Annotated in this window: 14 protein-coding genes; 8 read left to right on the top strand and 6 right to left on the bottom strand. The window is 62.5% G+C overall.

What is annotated here, in order from left to right; translation table 11 throughout:
• Positions 1-130: 130 nt before the first annotated feature.
• From carA to RMN99_RS08535, 5 genes are all read left to right on the top strand, one after another.
• Positions 131-1,297, top strand: coding sequence for a glutamine-hydrolyzing carbamoyl-phosphate synthase small subunit (carA, locus tag RMN99_RS08555; protein WP_309622885.1), 1,167 nt, complete (start codon positions 131-133; stop codon positions 1,295-1,297).
• The gene (locus tag RMN99_RS08550; RefSeq protein WP_309622884.1) at positions 1,294-2,049 is read left to right on the top strand and encodes a hypothetical protein; all 756 of its coding nucleotides are present in this window, start codon (positions 1,294-1,296) and stop codon (positions 2,047-2,049) included. The genes carA and RMN99_RS08550 overlap by 4 nt, the downstream gene beginning before the upstream one ends.
• Positions 2,050-2,054: 5 nt before the next feature.
• Complete coding sequence (gene carB, locus RMN99_RS08545; protein WP_309622883.1) at positions 2,055-5,384, top strand: carbamoyl-phosphate synthase large subunit; 3,330 nt, start codon at positions 2,055-2,057, stop codon at positions 5,382-5,384.
• A gap of 107 nt (positions 5,385-5,491) precedes the next feature.
• Positions 5,492-5,968 (top strand): transcription elongation factor GreA, encoded by a 477-nt coding sequence (gene greA, locus RMN99_RS08540; RefSeq protein ID WP_309622882.1) that lies wholly within the window; start codon positions 5,492-5,494, stop codon positions 5,966-5,968.
• On the top strand, positions 5,968-6,630 hold the full coding sequence (locus RMN99_RS08535; RefSeq protein ID WP_309622881.1) for a lysoplasmalogenase family protein: 663 nt from the start codon (positions 5,968-5,970) through the stop codon (positions 6,628-6,630). Before greA ends, RMN99_RS08535 begins: the two co-directional genes overlap by 1 nt.
• On the opposite strand, the gene RMN99_RS08530 is transcribed toward RMN99_RS08535, so the two are convergent.
• Positions 6,605-7,450: a TauD/TfdA family dioxygenase gene (locus tag RMN99_RS08530; RefSeq protein ID WP_309622880.1), complete on the bottom strand. Its 846-nt coding sequence runs from the start codon at positions 7,448-7,450 to the stop codon at positions 6,605-6,607. The genes RMN99_RS08535 and RMN99_RS08530 overlap by 26 nt on opposite strands.
• On the bottom strand, positions 7,450-10,152 hold the full coding sequence (gene gyrA, locus RMN99_RS08525; RefSeq protein WP_309622924.1) for a DNA gyrase subunit A: 2,703 nt from the start codon (positions 10,150-10,152) through the stop codon (positions 7,450-7,452). Before gyrA ends, RMN99_RS08530 begins: the two co-directional genes overlap by 1 nt.
• A gap of 339 nt (positions 10,153-10,491) precedes the next feature.
• Between gyrA and RMN99_RS08520 the strand changes: the two genes are divergently transcribed.
• Positions 10,492-11,907, top strand: a complete 1,416-nt coding sequence (locus RMN99_RS08520; RefSeq protein WP_309622879.1) for a hypothetical protein — start codon at positions 10,492-10,494, stop codon at positions 11,905-11,907.
• 60 nt (positions 11,908-11,967) lie between these two features.
• Here RMN99_RS08520 and RMN99_RS08515 read toward each other — a convergent pair whose 3' ends face one another.
• Positions 11,968-12,621 carry a carbonic anhydrase gene (locus RMN99_RS08515; protein ID WP_309622878.1) on the bottom strand — a complete coding sequence of 218 codons (654 nt, stop codon included), beginning with the start codon at positions 12,619-12,621 and terminating at the stop codon, positions 11,968-11,970.
• 65 nt (positions 12,622-12,686) lie between these two features.
• On the opposite strand from RMN99_RS08515, the gene lipA reads away from it, so the two are divergent.
• Complete coding sequence (lipA, locus tag RMN99_RS08510) at positions 12,687-13,619, top strand: lipoyl synthase (protein ID WP_309622877.1); 933 nt, start codon at positions 12,687-12,689, stop codon at positions 13,617-13,619.
• Positions 13,619-14,080 carry a type II toxin-antitoxin system RatA family toxin gene (locus tag RMN99_RS08505; RefSeq protein ID WP_309622876.1) on the top strand — a complete coding sequence of 154 codons (462 nt, stop codon included), beginning with the start codon at positions 13,619-13,621 and terminating at the stop codon, positions 14,078-14,080. The genes lipA and RMN99_RS08505 overlap by 1 nt, the downstream gene beginning before the upstream one ends.
• Here the strand turns inward: RMN99_RS08505 and RMN99_RS08500 are convergent.
• The 3 genes from RMN99_RS08500 to RMN99_RS08490 form a co-directional block, all read right to left on the bottom strand.
• The gene (locus RMN99_RS08500) at positions 14,041-14,535 is read right to left on the bottom strand and encodes a CinA family protein (protein ID WP_309622875.1); all 495 of its coding nucleotides are present in this window, start codon (positions 14,533-14,535) and stop codon (positions 14,041-14,043) included. The two genes, RMN99_RS08505 and RMN99_RS08500, sit on opposite strands and share 40 nt — an antisense overlap.
• Positions 14,536-14,549: 14 nt before the next feature.
• On the bottom strand, positions 14,550-15,071 hold the full coding sequence (locus RMN99_RS08495) for a hypothetical protein (RefSeq protein ID WP_309622874.1): 522 nt from the start codon (positions 15,069-15,071) through the stop codon (positions 14,550-14,552).
• 77 nt (positions 15,072-15,148) lie between these two features.
• Positions 15,149-16,300, bottom strand: a complete 1,152-nt coding sequence (locus tag RMN99_RS08490; protein WP_309622873.1) for a bifunctional 2-C-methyl-D-erythritol 4-phosphate cytidylyltransferase/2-C-methyl-D-erythritol 2,4-cyclodiphosphate synthase — start codon at positions 16,298-16,300, stop codon at positions 15,149-15,151.
• Positions 16,301-16,303: the final 3 nt, after the last annotated feature.

Genomic DNA, 16,303 nt, shown 5'->3' with positions numbered 1-16,303 from the left:
ATGCGCTTGGGGATAGTCGCCTCCCTAGCCGGGTATTTCGGCTTTTCAAAGGTTGACGCTGGGGGGGAAGGGGTTTAGCCGCCGAGCCTTAGCAACATCGCTGGAATCCCGTTACCGGAGCGCCCCCAAAATGGCTGACGCCGCCCCTTCGTATGCACCCCAACCGCAGGGTGCGACGGGAGTCCTCGTGCTCGCCACCGGCCAGGTCACCTGGGGCAAGGGATTTGGCGCAGAAAGCGCCGCGGTGGGCGAAGTCTGCTTCAACACCGCGATGACCGGGTATGAGGAGATCATGACCGATCCCAGCTATGCCGGGCAGATCGTCACCTTCACCTTCCCGCACATCGGCAATGTCGGGGTGAACGAGGACGACGTCGAAAGCCATGTCGATGGCGCGGTCGGCTGCGTGGTGCGCGAAGACTTCACCGTGCCCAGCAATTTCCGCAGCGCTGGCACCTTTGGCGATTGGCTGGCCTCCAAAGGCAAGATCGGGCTGTCGGGCATCGACACCCGCGCGCTGACCCGCCGCATCCGCCTGTCAGGCGCGCCTAACGCGGTGATCGCCCACGCGGCCGACGGCAAGTTCGACATTCCCGCGCTGATCAAGCGCGCGCAGGATTGGCCGGGGCTGGAAGGCATGGACCTTGCGCGTGTAGTTTCACGCGGGGCCAATGAAGAATGGCAGGGCGGCGTGTGGACGCTGGGCAAGGGCTATGCCCGCAGCCCGCACAGCCCGCGCCCGCACGTGGTGGCGATGGATTTTGGGGCCAAGGACAACATCTTCCGCAATCTGGTGAAGGCCGGAGCGCAAGTCACGGTGGTGCCGGGCAATACGCCGCTGGACGAGGTGCTGGCGCTGAAGCCGGCGGGCGTGTTCCTGTCTAACGGCCCGGGCGATCCCGCGGCGACCGGGGTCTATGCAGTGCCGGTGATCCAGGGCCTGCTTGAGCGCGATGTGCCGGTGTTCGGGATCTGCCTCGGCCACCAGATGCTCGGCCTCGCCGCCGGTGCCAAGACCACCAAGATGCACCAGGGCCACCGCGGCGCGAACCATCCGGTCAAGCGGCTCGAAGACGGCGTGGTCGAGATCACCAGCATGAACCACGGCTTCGCGGTGGACAACGCCGCGCTGCCCGATGGGGTGCTGGAAACGCACGTGTCGCTGTTCGATGGCTCAAACTGCGGGATCTCGATCAAAGGCAAGCGCGCGTTCGGGGTGCAGTATCACCCTGAGGCATCGCCGGGACCGATGGATAGCTTCTATCTGTTTGAGCGGTTTGTGGGGATGTTGGGGTGAGCGCTCACAATAATCTTCGGGCTATTCTCGTTCTGAGAATGGGTTGGGATATTTTTTCCAACAACATCGGATATGACTGGAAAAGTCTTGAGAAAGCTCGAATTGATCTAATCAACGATTTCTCGCATGTTTTGCTCGAAAGTGGCTTTGAGAAGGGCTTTGAAAGCGATGTCGAACAGGTTGTCGATTGGCTTTTGTCTACTCAAGCATTTGAAACCAAGGGAAATAATTATACAGGCACTTGGTGTCGGTTGGTTAATTCCGGTCAACAAGGATTGGTCGCGCATTTTCGTAATGTAGACGAAGAAGGCTCACTGCTTTTCCAACTCGGAGGAAATGCCGATTTAGTTGCTCTCCAAAATGTTGGTAGAGAACTAGGCTGGGTCTTTGATGCAGACAGCGACGCGAACAACGAACCCTTAAACGCGGCGGTTGGCGTGCCGGCTTCTGATCGCATCGTAAGCCTTTTGCATAATCAGCAGCAAGAAATTGAGTCACCAATTGAAGAGGTTTTGGAACTTCTTGAACCAGAGAACTCAATATCAGGCGAAGACGGGCTTCGCGAGCTAGTTATTGGTCGACTGAAAGCTGGTCGTGAGCTCATAAGGGCTGGAATATTTTCAATCCGAAGTCTGGAGTTAACGCTTGTCGTTGGTTTGAAAATGTTGGTTGAACGTTACGGTGGCGCTGCAATCGCGTTGGCTGCATCAAAGCTTCTCGACCTGCTGCTAAAACAATATGGAATCGGTTAGTCTAAATGCCCAAACGCACTGACATCTCCTCGATCCTCGTCATTGGCGCTGGTCCGATCATTATCGGGCAGGCCTGCGAGTTTGACTATTCCGGCACCCAGGCGATCAAGGCGCTGAAGGAGGAGGGGTACCGGGTGGTCCTCGTCAACTCCAACCCCGCCACGATCATGACCGATCCGGACATGGCCGATGCGACCTATATCGAGCCGATCACGCCTGAAGTGGTCGCCGCGATCATCGCCAAAGAGCGTCCCGATGCGGTGCTGCCGACGATGGGCGGGCAGACGGCGCTCAATACCGCGCTGGCGCTGTTCAATGATGGCACGTTGGCAAAGTACGGCGTGCAGATGATCGGCGCCGATGCCGATGCGATCGACAAGGCCGAAGACCGCCAGCGGTTCCGCGAGGCGATGGACAAGATCGGGCTTGAGTCCGCCCGCAGCGGCGTGGCGCACAATGTTGACGAGGCTTTCGCAGTGCTCGAACGCACCGGGCTGCCCTCGATCATCCGGCCGAGTTTCACGCTGGGCGGTACCGGTGGCGGGGTCGCGTTCAACAAGACCGAGTTCGAGCAGATTGTGAAGTCTGGCCTCGATGCCTCTCCAACCACGGAAGTTCTGATCGAAGAGAGCCTGCTGGGGTGGAAAGAGTTCGAGATGGAAGTGGTGCGTGACCGCAAGGACAATTGCATCATCATCTGCTCGATCGAGAATGTCGATCCGATGGGGGTCCACACCGGCGATTCGATCACGGTCGCGCCTGCGCTGACGCTGACCGACAAGGAATACCAGATCATGCGCAACGCCAGCATCGCGGTGTTGCGCGAGATCGGGGTGGAGACCGGCGGATCGAACGTGCAGTTCGCGGTCAATCCGGCGGACGGCCGCCTGATCGTGATCGAGATGAACCCGCGGGTTTCGCGTTCGTCCGCGCTCGCCTCCAAGGCCACCGGCTTCCCGATCGCGCGCGTCGCGGCCAAGCTGGCGGTGGGTTATACGCTCGACGAGCTGACCAACGAGATCACCGGGGCGACCCCGGCTTCGTTCGAACCCAGCATCGATTACGTGGTCACCAAGATCCCGCGCTTCGCCTTTGAAAAGTTCAAGGGCGCCGAACCGCTGCTGTCCACCGCGATGAAATCGGTCGGCGAAGTGATGGCGATCGGCCGCAACTTCAAGGAATCGCTGCAGAAGGCGCTGCGCGGGCTGGAAACCGGGCTCGACGGCTTCAATCGCATGCTCAGCCTTGAAGGGCGCGGGCGCGAGGCGGTGATCGAGGCGCTGTCAAAGCAGACCCCCGACCGCATCCTGATTATCGCCCAAGCGTTCCGTGAGGGCTTTTCGATCGAGGATGTTCAGGCGATCACCAGTTTCGATCCCTGGTTCCTGCGTCACATTGCCGAAATCGTCGCCGAAGAAGCCGCGATCATGGAGGATGGCCTGCCCAACGACGCAGCGGGGCTGCGGCGACTGAAGGCAATGGGCTTTTCCGACAAGCGCCTTGCCGTGCTGGCGGTGCGCGGCGTGGGCGTGGCTGGCGGGCTGGGCGAAACGCTTGCCGCGCGGCGCTCAGGCCTGCTTCACGATGCGCTGAAAGCGATGGCCGGGGCGACCACCGAGGCTGAGGTCCGCGCGCTGCGGACCAGGCTGGGTGTGCATCCGGTGTTCAAGCGGATCGACAGCTGCGCCGCCGAATTCGAGGCGGTGACGCCGTATATGTACTCCACTTACGAAGGCCCGTTGTTTGGCGAGCCTGAGTGCGAGGCGATGCCCTCTGACCGCAAGAAGATCGTGATCCTGGGCGGCGGGCCCAACCGGATCGGGCAGGGGATCGAGTTCGATTACTGTTGCTGCCACGCCTGCTACGCGCTGGAAGAGGCGGGCTATGAAACGATCATGATCAACTGCAACCCGGAAACGGTTTCGACCGATTATGACACCTCCGACCGGCTCTATTTTGAGCCGCTGACCGGCGAGGACGTGCTCGAAATTCTGCGGGTGGAACAGCAGAATGGCGAACTGGTCGGCGTGATCGTGCAGTTTGGCGGGCAGACTCCGCTCAAGCTGGCGCAGGCGCTGGAAGATGCTGGGATCCCGATCCTGGGCACTTCGCCCGATGCGATTGATCTGGCCGAAGACCGCGAACGCTTTGCCAAGCTGGTCAATGATCTGGGGCTCAAGCAGCCCGAAAACGGCATCGCCCGCAGCCGCGATGAAGCGGTCGCGGTGGCGGGCCGGATCGGCTTCCCGGTGCTGATGCGGCCCAGCTACGTGCTGGGCGGCCGGGCGATGGAAATCGTCGATTCGGTGGCGCAGCTCGATGATTATATCACTACCGCAGTGTCGGTTTCAGGCGATAGCCCGGTGCTGATCGACCAGTATCTGCGCGATGCGGTGGAATGCGATGTCGATGCGCTGTGCGACGGGACGCAGGTCGTGGTCGCGGGCGTGATGCAGCATATCGAGGAAGCCGGGATCCATTCGGGCGACAGCGCCTGCACCCTGCCGCCCTACAGCCTGCCCGCCGAAATCATCGCCGAGATGGAGCGCCAGGCCGAACTGCTGGCGATGGCGCTGGGCGTCAAAGGCCTGATGAACATCCAGTTCGCGGTGAAGGGCACAGATGTCTATCTGATCGAGGTCAACCCGCGCGCCAGCCGCACCGTGCCGTTCGTCGCCAAGGCGATCGGCCAGCCGGTGGCCAAGATCGCGGCGCGGGTGATGGCGGGCGAAAAGCTCGATACCTTCCCGCCGTTCAAGCGCGATCTGCCCTATATGGCGGTCAAGGAAGCGGTGTTCCCGTTCGCGCGCTTCCCCGGGGTCGATCCGGTGCTTTCGCCCGAAATGAAGAGCACTGGCGAAGTAATGGGGATCGACGCGACTTTCCCGATTGCCTTTGCCAAATCGCAATTGGGAGCCGGAACGCGGCTACCCGACGGCGGCGTGGTCTTCGTTTCGGTCAAGGACAGCGACAAGACCGTGATCCTGCCGGCGGTGCGGCAATTGATCGATCTGGGCTTCACCGTGATCGCCACCGGCGGTACGCAGCGCTATCTGGCCGAAGCTGGCCTGCCGGTCGAACTGGTCAACAAGGTGGCCGAAGGGCGCCCGCACATTGTCGACCGGATCATCGACGGCGATGTGGCGCTGATCTTCAACACCACCGAAGGCTGGCAGAGCCTGAAAGATTCGCAATCGATCCGCGGATCGGCGCTGACCGGCAAGGTGCCGTACTATACCACCGCAGCGGCATCGGTGGCAGCCGCACAGGCCATTGCTGCACTGCGAAATGCAAAGCTTGAAGTGCGGTCGCTGCAGGATTATTATAGTACCTGATCAATCGCGCTTTCCCTCCATTCGCGACTGGACTGGCCCGTAGCTGCATTGGCACGGGGGCAGGATTCCAGTCGCTGAATCCGGGGCGCGGCAGGAGGATGAGTACGATGGCAAGTGTCGAAAAGCTGCCGATGCTGGCGGAAGGCTATGAACGCCTGATTGCCGAATTGAAGGCGCTGCGCGTGGAACGCCCGTTGATCGTCGACGCGATCGAGGAAGCGCGCGCGCACGGCGACCTGTCGGAAAACGCCGAATATCACGCCGCCAAGGAACGCCAGGGCCATGTCGAAATGGCCATTTCTGATCTGGAGGACAAGGTCAGCCGGGCGCAGATCGTCGATCCGACTTCACTTTCGGGCGACAAGGTAATCTTCGGCGCGACCGTGACCTTGCTCGACGATGCCGAAAAGCCGGTCACCTACCAGATTGTCGGCCCCTATGAAGCCGACGCCAAGATCGGCCGGATCAGCTACAATTCGCCGCTGGGCCGGGCGCTGATCGGACGCCGGGTGGAAGACGAAATCGAAGTAACCGTGCCATCGGGTGACCGGTTCTACGTGGTTGAAAAGATCGCGTTCGTTTGATGCCGCGCCGGGCGCTGATCGAAAAGCGCCCGTGGCTGCTGGCCAGCCTGGTGGCGGGGATCGGCTATTTCTTTATCGCCGGAAGCGCGCTGCCTGATCTTTATGAATGGGCGATCAAGGGCGCCGGGGCGGCGTTTCTGGCCGCTTATGCCCTCTCTCGGCATGCAGGCCGCGATGCCACTCAGATTGCCGCAGTCATGGCGTTTGGCGCGCTGGGCGATGTGCTGATCGAGCTTGATATCGTCTGGGGCGCGCTCGCATTTCTGGCCGGTCATCTGATCGCGGTCCAGCTCTACTGGCGGCACCGCCGGGCAAGCTTGAGTGGCAGCCAGCAAGCGCTGGCGCTGGCCCTGGTGTTGCTGGTTCCGCTGATCGCGTTCCAGCTTCCAGCGGATCGTGCCGGGGCACCCGGCGTGGCATTTTACGCGCTGGGCCTTGCGGCCATGGCGGCAAGCGCCTGGACCAGCACGTTCCCGCGTTACCGGGTGGGCTTGGGGGCGGTCATGTTCGTAATCAGCGACCTGCTGATTTTTGCGCGGTTGGGGGCCTTGGCCGAAAGCGTGGTGCCCGGGCTGCTGATCTGGCCGCTCTACTATTTCGGGCAATTCCTGATCTGCACCGGGGTGGTGGGTGAGCTCAGGACTCGCTCCACGCCGCAATAGTGGTGCGGTGCAACTCGCGCCGATGGCCTTCATAACCGCCGGTGGCCTTGTGGAGGACCGAACGGTTGTCCCACATCACCAGCATCCCGGGTTCCCAGCGGTGGCGATAGACAAAGCGTGCATCGCTTTGCCACTGGGCCAATTCCATCAGGAGCGGCATTGCCGTGCTGTCGGCCATGCCCTCGATCCCGACGATGTAACCCAGCGACGAATAGAATCCGCGCCGTCCGGTTTCGGGATGGGCCGGAACAAGTGGGTGGGCTTGCGTGGCCAGCGCCGCTTCGCTGGGGCGAATGTCCATGCTGCGGCCCTTGTCTTTGGTGCCATAGCTGCCGTCAGGCGCATAGGCGAGGCGGGCGGAATGGACCGCGATCAGATCGGTCAATTCGGCCTGCCGCGCGGGCGCGAGTGCTTCCCACGCCATGTGCTGGTTGGCGTAAAGCGTATCGCCGCCAAGTGGCGGGATATCGACCGCGTTGAGGCAAGTGCCCGATGGCGGCCGCGCCTGAAACGACCAATCGGTGTGCCAATTCTCGGCAAACAATGGTGATTGCTCGTCCGCCTCGCGCCGGATCGCGGCGATGTGCCGGCGTCCGGCAATCGGGGCGAAGAACGGGTCTTCACCAAACCCGCCCATGGCGAGCGTGAAACGTTCGAGGGCATCGTCCGACAGGAACTGGCCAGGAAAGGCCAGTACGTGGTGTTCTAGCCAGGCCGAACGGATTGCCGCAATGGCGGCTGGATCGAGCGGCGCCGAAAGATCGACCCCGGTCACGCGCGCACCGCATGCCTGACCCGAAGGGACGATCTCAAGCGCCATCACTGCGCCGTGGGGTCCGGTTCGGCCGGGCCGCCTTCCGCAGCGCCTTCCGCTTCATCGTCATCATCGCCGCCTTCGGTTTCGGCCAGCCGTACTGCCGATACGACATGTTCCTCGTCCGCCACGTTGAACAGCCTGACCCCGGCGCTGTTGCGGCCAATTACCCGCATCGAGCCAAGCGGCAGGCGGATCAGCTTGGCCTGATCGGTCACCAGCATCAGCTGGTCGCTTTTGGTAGCCGCAAAGCTGGCCACGACCAGGCCGTTGCGGGCGATATTGTCGATATTGGTGATGCCCTGGCCACCGCGTCCGGTGCGGCGGTATTCATAGGCTGAACTCATCTTGCCGTAACCATTGGCACAGACGGTGAGGATGAACTGTTCGCGTTCGGCAAGATCGGCCATGCGTTCGGGTGCAATCGAAGGATCGCCTTCCTTTTCACCCTTCCACGGCGCGTATTTGACGTATTCCTCGCGCTCTTCGCTGCTGGTGCCGACGCGGTGGAGGATCGAGAGGCTGATTACCTCGTCATCGCCCTTCAGCGTCATGCCGCGCACCCCGGTGGAGGTGCGGCTCTGGAATTCGCGCACGTCATCGCCGGCAAAGCGGATCGCCTTGCCCGCGCGGGTGGCGAGCAGCACATCGTCGCTGGCTTCGAGCAAGGCCACGCCGATCAGCCGGTCAGCGCTGTCTTCATCAAAGCGCATGGCGAATTTGCCGTTGCTGGGGACGTTGGTGAACAGTTCCATCGAATTGCGCCGGACGCTTCCCTTGGCGGTGGCGAACACCACCGAAAGCTTGGCCCATTCGGCCTCGTCCTCGGGCAGGGGCAGCACGGTCTGGATCGTCTCGTCCTTGTCGAGCGCCGGGAGCAGATTGACGATCGGACGGCCGCGTGTGGTCGGTCCGCCTTCGGGCAGCTTCCACACCTTGAGGCGGTAGACCTTACCGGCGGTGGAGAAGAACAGCACCGGATTATGGGTGGAGGTGACGAACATGCTCGTCACCACGTCCTCGTCTTTGGTCGCCATCCCGGCGCGGCCCTTGCCGCCCCGGTTCTGCGCCCGGAAGGTGGAGAGCGAGGTGCGCTTGATATAGCCGTCCATGGTGACGGTGACGACCATCTCGTCGCGCTCGATCAGGTCCTCATCGTCGATTCCGTCGGCGGCGGCGGTGATTTCGGACAGGCGCGGGGTGGCATAGGCCTCGCGGATCAACACCAGCTCTTCGCGCATCACGGCATAAAGCTTGGCCCGGTCGCCCAGGATCGCCAGATGGCCTTCAATCGCGGTGGACAGCACCTTGAGCTCGCCGCCGATCTCGTCGCGGCCCAGCGCGGTCAGGCGGTGGAGGCGCAGCTCGAGGATTGCCTTCACTTGCGCTTCGGACAGCCGGTAGGTGCCGCCGTCCTGATCGGCGGTCGGTTCGATCGCTTCGACCAGGCGGATGTACTGCGCAATTTCGCCAATCGGCCATTCGCGCTGCACCAGGGCTTCGCGCGCCGCCGCCGGATTGGGCGCACCGCGGATGATCCGCACCACTTCATCGAGGTTGGTGACGGCAACCACCAGACCCAGCAAAATATGCGCCCGGTCTCGCGCCTTGTTCAGTTCGAACTTGGTGCGCCGGGTGATGACTTCTTCGCGGAAGGCAATGAAGGCCGCGATGAAATCTCGCAGCATCAGCGTTTCGGGGCGGCCGCCGCGGATCGCCAGCATGTTGGCCGGGAAGTTCGACTGCGCCGGGGTGTTGCGCCACAACTGGTTGAGCACCACTTCGGGCGTGGCATCGCGTTTCAGTTCGATCACCACGCGCACGCCCAGCCGGCTCGATTCGTCGCGAATATCCGAAATGCCTTCGATCCGCTTGTCCTTGGCGGCCTCGGCGATCTTTTCGACCAGGCCCGATTTGCCGACCTGGTAGGGGATCGAGGTCAGTATGATCGACTCGCGATCGCCGCGGCCTTGTTCGATCTCGTGGCGGCAGCGCATGATCACGCTACCGCGCCCGGTGGTATAGGCGCTGCGCGCGCCGGCCGTGCCCAGGATCAGCGGTGCCGTGGGGAAATCGGGGGCGGGGATAATCTCGATCAGTTCGTCCGAGGTGATCGCCGGGTTGTCCATATAGGCAAGGCAGCCGTCGATCACTTCGCCCAGGTTGTGCGGCGGAATGTTGGTCGCCATGCCCACCGCGATCCCGCCCGCGCCGTTGACCAGCAGGTTGGGAAAACGCGCTGGCAGAACTGTCGGTTCCTGACGCGAACCATCGTAGTTGTCAGTGAAATCGACGGTGTCCTTGTCGAGATCGTCGAGCAGTGAATTGGCGACCCGCGCCAGCCGTGCTTCGGTGTAGCGCATCGAGGCCGGCGGATCGGGATCCATCGAGCCGAAGTTACCCTGACCGTCGATCAGCGGCAGCCGCATCGACCAGTCCTGCGTCATCCGCGCCAACGCATCGTAGATCGCGCTATCGCCGTGCGGGTGATAGTTGCCCATCACGTCGCCCACGATCTTGGCGCTTTTGCGATAGGGGCGACCGGCAACCATGCCGCCTTCCTGCGCGGCGAACAAGATCCGGCGGTGGACCGGCTTCAGGCCATCGCGCACATCGGGCAGGGCGCGCGCCACGATCACGCTCATCGCGTAATCGAGGTAGCTGGTCTTCATCTCGTCGACGATGTCGACGCGCAAGAAATCGCCCATCGGACCAGTGGGTTCAGGGATCGATTCTGGAATTTCGGTATCGTCGCTCACGCGGGTGGGTTCGCTTCGTCAAGAGTGGAAATCGGCGTTTGCCCGCTCTAGGCCAAGCGTTGCGGCAAGGCCACCAAAAGGCCCCGTCAGGCGTGTTTTTTCCACACCTCGCCGCAGCATTCTGAACGCGCAGCACTGAACACATTCAATCACCGTTCACGGCCCCGGCCCTAGTGCGCCAACCTGTTGCCAAATGGGCGCTCCAGCGCCTATGGCAAAGCCGAGGTATCCGCCTGGATCGTGCGGCAATGGTGCCACGCCTTTTGGGTCGCAGAGGAGATGATTTCGATGGTTCGAGCCAAGTTTTTTGCGCGCAGTGCGATGGCCGTGGCGTTGTCGCTTGGCGTGGCGGTTGGCGGCTTCAGCGCGGCTGATGCCAAGGACAAGAAGCAGGAAGCCCCCAAGGGTCCGCAGCTCAAGCCAACCGAGAAGTTCGTCAAGCTTTACATCCCGGCTGCCAAGGCACTCGAAGCCGCAGTCAAGCGGCCCGACGTTGCCGCACAGCGCCAGAAGGTCGTCGATGCCCAGGCCCGTGCCAATGCCGCCAAGACCAAGGCAGAACGCCAGGCCGCCGTTGCTGACATGACAACGCAGATAGCTGCGCTGCAGGTGCTGCTCCAGCCCGAAAAGGCGCTGATCGATGCGGCGATCGCCGCAGGCAGCAATGGCGACGACAAGCTCGTTTCAGGCCAGCTGCTGGTCAACTATGGCAATGTCGCAATCGACAAAAATGCCCAGAAGGCCGGCTTGCAGCTGCAGTTGGATAGCGGCGCGCTGCCTGCCGAAAACGTTGCTCTGGTGCGCTACACGCTGGGCCGCATGGCCATGGACATGGGCGATATGGCAACCGCGCAGCGCGAAATCAAACTCGCGGTCGATGGCGGCTACACCAAGGACGAATCGGAATTCTATCTTGCCAATGCTTACCTGCTCGACAAGCAGATCCCGCTTGGCCTCAAGCTGCTGCACGATGCGACCGTCCGCAACGCTGCGGCGACGCCCGAATACTGGATCGACAATGGCCTGGTGCAGGCGTTCAACAACAAGCTGACCGGTGAAACCAACCTGATTGCGGGTGATCTGGTCACCTATTATCCGACCAAGCAGAACTGGGATCGGGCAATCTACGTGGTCACCCTGATCAACAAGTACACCACCTCGGACAAGATCGACCTGCTGCGCCTGCGTGACCGCACGGGCAGCTTTACCGAAGCCGACAACTACCTTGACTATATGGTCTATGCCAGCCCGAACCGCCTGCCGGCCGAAGTGCTGCGGGTAGTCGATCTGGGCATCAAGTCGGGCATGATCACTCCGGCAACCGAGATCGCGACCGATGCCGGCATGTCGACTGTGGCCAAGGTGCAGGCCCTGGCGCAGGGCCGTCTGGCTGAAGACAAGAATCTGCTGGTCGTGCAGGAACGCGATGCGAGGGGTCCGAAGGGCAATGCCAAGACCGCGCTGAGCGCGGGTGACGCATTCCTCAGCCACGGCATGGCTGACAAGGCTGAGGCGATGTACCGCCTTGCGCTGACCATGCCGGGTGTTGATGCGGGCCGCGCCTATCTGCGGCTCGGGATCGTGCTGTATGATCAGGCGAAATATGCCGAAGCGCTCGATGCCTTTGCCAAGGTCACCGATGCGCGCGCGCCGATCGCCCAGCTGTGGACGGTCCAGACGAGGCACAAGGTGGCCGGCAAGTAAGCCAGACAGTCATTATGACACGGGGAAGGGCGGCATCGCGGTGCCGCCCTTTCTGTTTGCCTAGACGGTGGGCGAAAACGCGCCGGTGGTTTCGTCCAGCACGTGCAGCAATCCGTCCGATATGGCGAAAAACGCGCCGGTCAGACGCAGTTCGCCGCTGCGTTCCTTGCTCCGCACGCACGGGAAGGTGCGCAGATTGGCCAGGCTGACCTTGACCCCTTCAAGCTCCATCGCCTGTTCCGCCGCGCGCCCCTGGGTACCGTGCTGCGCCACCACGCGTTCGCGGGCTTCGTCCAGCATGGCGATCCAATCGGCGATGAAACCGCCCTGGCCAGGCTCGGTGCCAAGCATTTCCTGGCTGAGCGCGGCCTTGCAACCGCCGCACATGCCGTGGCCCATCACCACCACCTCCTTGACCTTGAGGAATTGGACCGCGAATTCGAGTGCGGCCGAAACCCCGTGGTGTCCGGGCGTTGTCTCGAACGGCGGCACCATGGCCGCGACATTGCGCACCACGAACACTTCACCTGGATCGACATCAAAGATCTGCGCCGGATCAACCCGGCTATCGCTGCAGGCGATCACCATCACATCGGGTGACTGGCCTTCGCGCAAGGTAGCCCAGCGTTCGTGATTGGGCACCCAGCCATTGGCGCGGAAGCGGCGGTAGCCTTCAATCAGGCGTTCGAATCCGACAGAATCTTGTTCGCTCATACCCGCGCTTTTGGCGCTGCAAATTCCGGCTGGCAACCCTTGTCCCTTACGACTATCTGGACGGCATGAACGACCTGTCCTCAGCCCCGCAGCCCGAACGCCTGCGCAAACCCGACTGGATCCGGGTCAAGGCCCCGACCAGCCAGGGCTATGGCGAAACGCGCAAGCTGATGCGCGATCTGGGGCTCAACACGGTGTGCGAGGAAGCGGCTTGCCCCAACATCGGCGAATGCTGGACCAAAAAGCACGCCACGGTGATGATCTTGGGCGATGTCTGCACACGGGCCTGCGCCTTTTGCAACGTCAAGACCGGGATGCCGCGCGCGGTCGATCCGCTGGAGCCCGAACACGTGGCGATTGCCGCGGCCAAGCTGGGACTCGAGCATATTGTTATCACCTCGGTTGATCGCGATGATCTGCCCGATGGCGGGGCAGGGCAATTCGTCAAGGTGATCAATGCGCTGCGGGCCAACACGCCTGGCACCACGATTGAAATCCTGACTCCCGATTTTCGCGGCAAGATGCGCGCGGCGGTCGAGGCGATCATGGCGGCGGGGCCCGACGTTTACAACCACAACCTGGAAACCGTGCCGCGGCTTTATCCCACGATCCGTCCGGGTGCGCGCTACTACGCCTCGTTGCGGCTGCTCGAGGAAGTGAAGGCCCATGATCCGCTGGTTTTCACCAAGAGCGGGATCATGCTGGGGCTGGGTGAGCAGCGCCTTGAAGTGCACCAGGTGATGGACGACATGCGCACGGTCGGAATCGATTTCCTGACTATGGGGCAGTATCTCCAGCCCACGCCCAAGCACACCAAGGTGATCGAATTCGTCAACCCCAAAGCGTTCGACGCCTATGGCGCGATTGCCCGCGCCAAAGGCTTTCTGCAAGTCGCCGCCAGTCCGCTGACCCGCTCGAGCTATCACGCCGGCGACGATTTCAAGGCGATGCGCGCGGCGCGTGCAGCGCAGGCTGATCGGGCTGCCGGGCGGAGCTGATGCCGGGGATCCACGAAGTTCGGCGGCTGCCCTACAGCGCGCAGCAGATGTTCGATCTGGTGGCCGATGTCGCGCACTATTCCGAATTCCTGCCGTGGGTGGTCGGCGCGCGGGTCCGTTCGGACAGCGACACCGAAATGATCGCTGATCTGCTGGTGGGGTTCAACGCGCTGCGCGAAAAATTCACCTCGCGCGTGATCAAGGATCGTCCAAACCGGATCGAAGTGATCTACATCGATGGTCCGATGCGCGATCTCGACAATGTATGGCATTTCCGTCCGCTTGAAGGCGGCGGCTGCGAGATCGAGTTCCGGGTCGATTTCACGTTCCGCAATGCGGTGTTTGAAGCGCTGGCCGGGCAGTATTTTGATCGCGCCTTCCGCAAGATGGTGGAAGCCTTCGAAAAGCGCGCCGACAGGCTTTACGGCAGCAGCAGTTCGAGCGCCATCAGCGCCGCCTGAAGCCGCACCCCGGCGCGGCCATTGTCTTCGAACACCACCTGGTCGGTCAGGATCTCGTCCGATCCGCGCAGCGCCCGGGCAAAGACCACCGTACCAACCGGTTTGCCCGGTGTAGCGCCGCCTGGCCCGGCAATCCCCGTGATCGCCACGGCAACATCGGCTCCGCTGCGTAGCAGCGCGCCTTGCGCCATGGCCCATGCCGTGGCGATCGAGACTGCACCAAAAGTCTCGATAATGTCCGCCGAAACCCCCAGCATCTGCTGCTTGGCTTCGTTCGAATAAGTCACATAGCCGCGATCGAGCACGGCCGAAGATCCGTCAATCTCGGTCAAGGCGGCGGCGACCAGCCCGCCGGTGCAGCTTTCTGCCAAGGCGACCATCCGCCCCGCCGCGCGATTGGTTTCAATCACGCGGGCGGCAGCGGCGATCAGGTCTGAGGGAAGGAGGGTGTCCATGGGTTGGATGGCGATCAGACTGCGCAGGTCTGCAGTTTCTTGTCGTCGCGCCCGGCGATCATCACGACTGCGGTAAACATATCGACGATGTTTGCCGCGGGCATCGGTGCCATTGTGCTCAGCACGCGGTCGATATCCTTGCAGTTTTCGAGTTTGATATCGTTGGCGAACTTATCTGCGATCATCTGTTCCATCATCGGCCCGACCATCGCTTCGGGCATCGCGCGGAACATTTCCGCCTTGTCGTCATCACCCGAAATCTTGATGATCGCTTCGCGCGCGGCGGGCCAGGCGGCGCTCTGGCCGCCGCGCAGTTCGGTCACCAGCTTGGGGCCACGCGTGTTGAGATAGGCATTGGCAGGCAAGCGGCCGGCGCAGCGTTCAACCACCGTTTCGGCCACCGAAGGCAGGGCATAGGCCACCAGCCCGCGCACGTCGCCTTCGCTCAAACATTGCTTGGTCTGCGCTGCGGTCAACTGGGCCGAGGCGATCAATGCCAGCACGCCGGCAGAGCGGAACAGGGTCTTGGCGATCATTGCAGGAAGCCTTTGTAAAGTTTGAAACCGGGCATGCCTTGGAACGGCCGACATTTCCAGAGCTTTAACCGCGCTGGTCAGCTGGCCAGCAAGGTTACGGCCGCCTGTGCGGCAATGCCTTCGCCGCGCCCGGCAAAGCCGAGCCGCTCGGTCGTGGTCGCCTTCACGCTCACCGCATTGATGGAAAGCCCCATCACCTCTGCCAGCCGCGTGCGCATGGCATCGCGGTGGGGGCCAATCCGGGGTGCCTCGCAAATGATCGTCAGATCGACATTGCCGATTGCGTAACCCAATAACGCGGCACGCTTGACCGCATAGGCGAGGAACCGGTCCGAACGCGCGCCGCGCCACTGCGGATCACTGGGCGGGAAATGCTGGCCGATATCGCCATCCGCCAGACCGCCAAGGATCGCATCGACCAGCGCGTGAATTGCCACATCGGCATCGCTGTGGCCGGCCAAGCCATGGCTATGTTCGATCTTGACGCCGCAAAGCCACAGTTCCTCACCTTCAGCAAGACGGTGAACGTCATAGCCGGTGCCGATCCGCAGCGGCACCAGGCCGCCGGTGAAATCGGCTGCAGTGGTAACCTTGTGCAAGCTCTCGTCTCCTTCGATCAGCGCTACCTCGATCCCCGCGGCCCGCGCAACTTGCGCATCATCGCCGGCATCCGGTTCGCCATCCCAGGCCCGGTGCGCGGCAAGGATCGCGTCATAGCGGAAGGCCTGGGGGGTTTGCACCCGGCGCAATTGATCGCGGCAGGCAGGGGCGCCCATCACCGTGCCATCGGCATGGGCCAGCGAATCGACCACCGGCAAGACCGGGATAGCGCCGTCGTGAGCGATCAGCGCATCGGTAAGCCGGGCGACGACAGGCAGCGGGACTTTTGGCCGTGCGGCATCGTGGATGAAGACAGTGTGGATTGCCTCGCCCGCGAGGGCTTCAAGGGCAGCGCGAACCGAAGCTTGCCGCGTCGCGCCGCCGGTCACAAACCGGATGCCGGGCAGGCCCCTTAGCGCTTGGGCTGCGATTTCATCCGTGCCTTCGGGAATTGCCACCACAATTGGCGCGAAACCCTCGGCTGCAAAGCGTTCCGCGCAGTGGCGCAGCAACGGTTTACCCTGCCACGGCACAAACTGTTTGGGCAGCGGCTGCCCGGCGCGCGATCCGGCCCCGGCCGCTACGATAATGGCGGCTGCTCCAATCGGCGGGGAAAGGGGGTGAGCCATCAC

Source organism: Novosphingobium sp., assembly GCF_031417815.1.
Classification (GTDB): domain Bacteria; phylum Pseudomonadota; class Alphaproteobacteria; order Sphingomonadales; family Sphingomonadaceae; genus Novosphingobium.
This window is presented reverse-complemented; position numbering and strand designations above follow the sequence as displayed.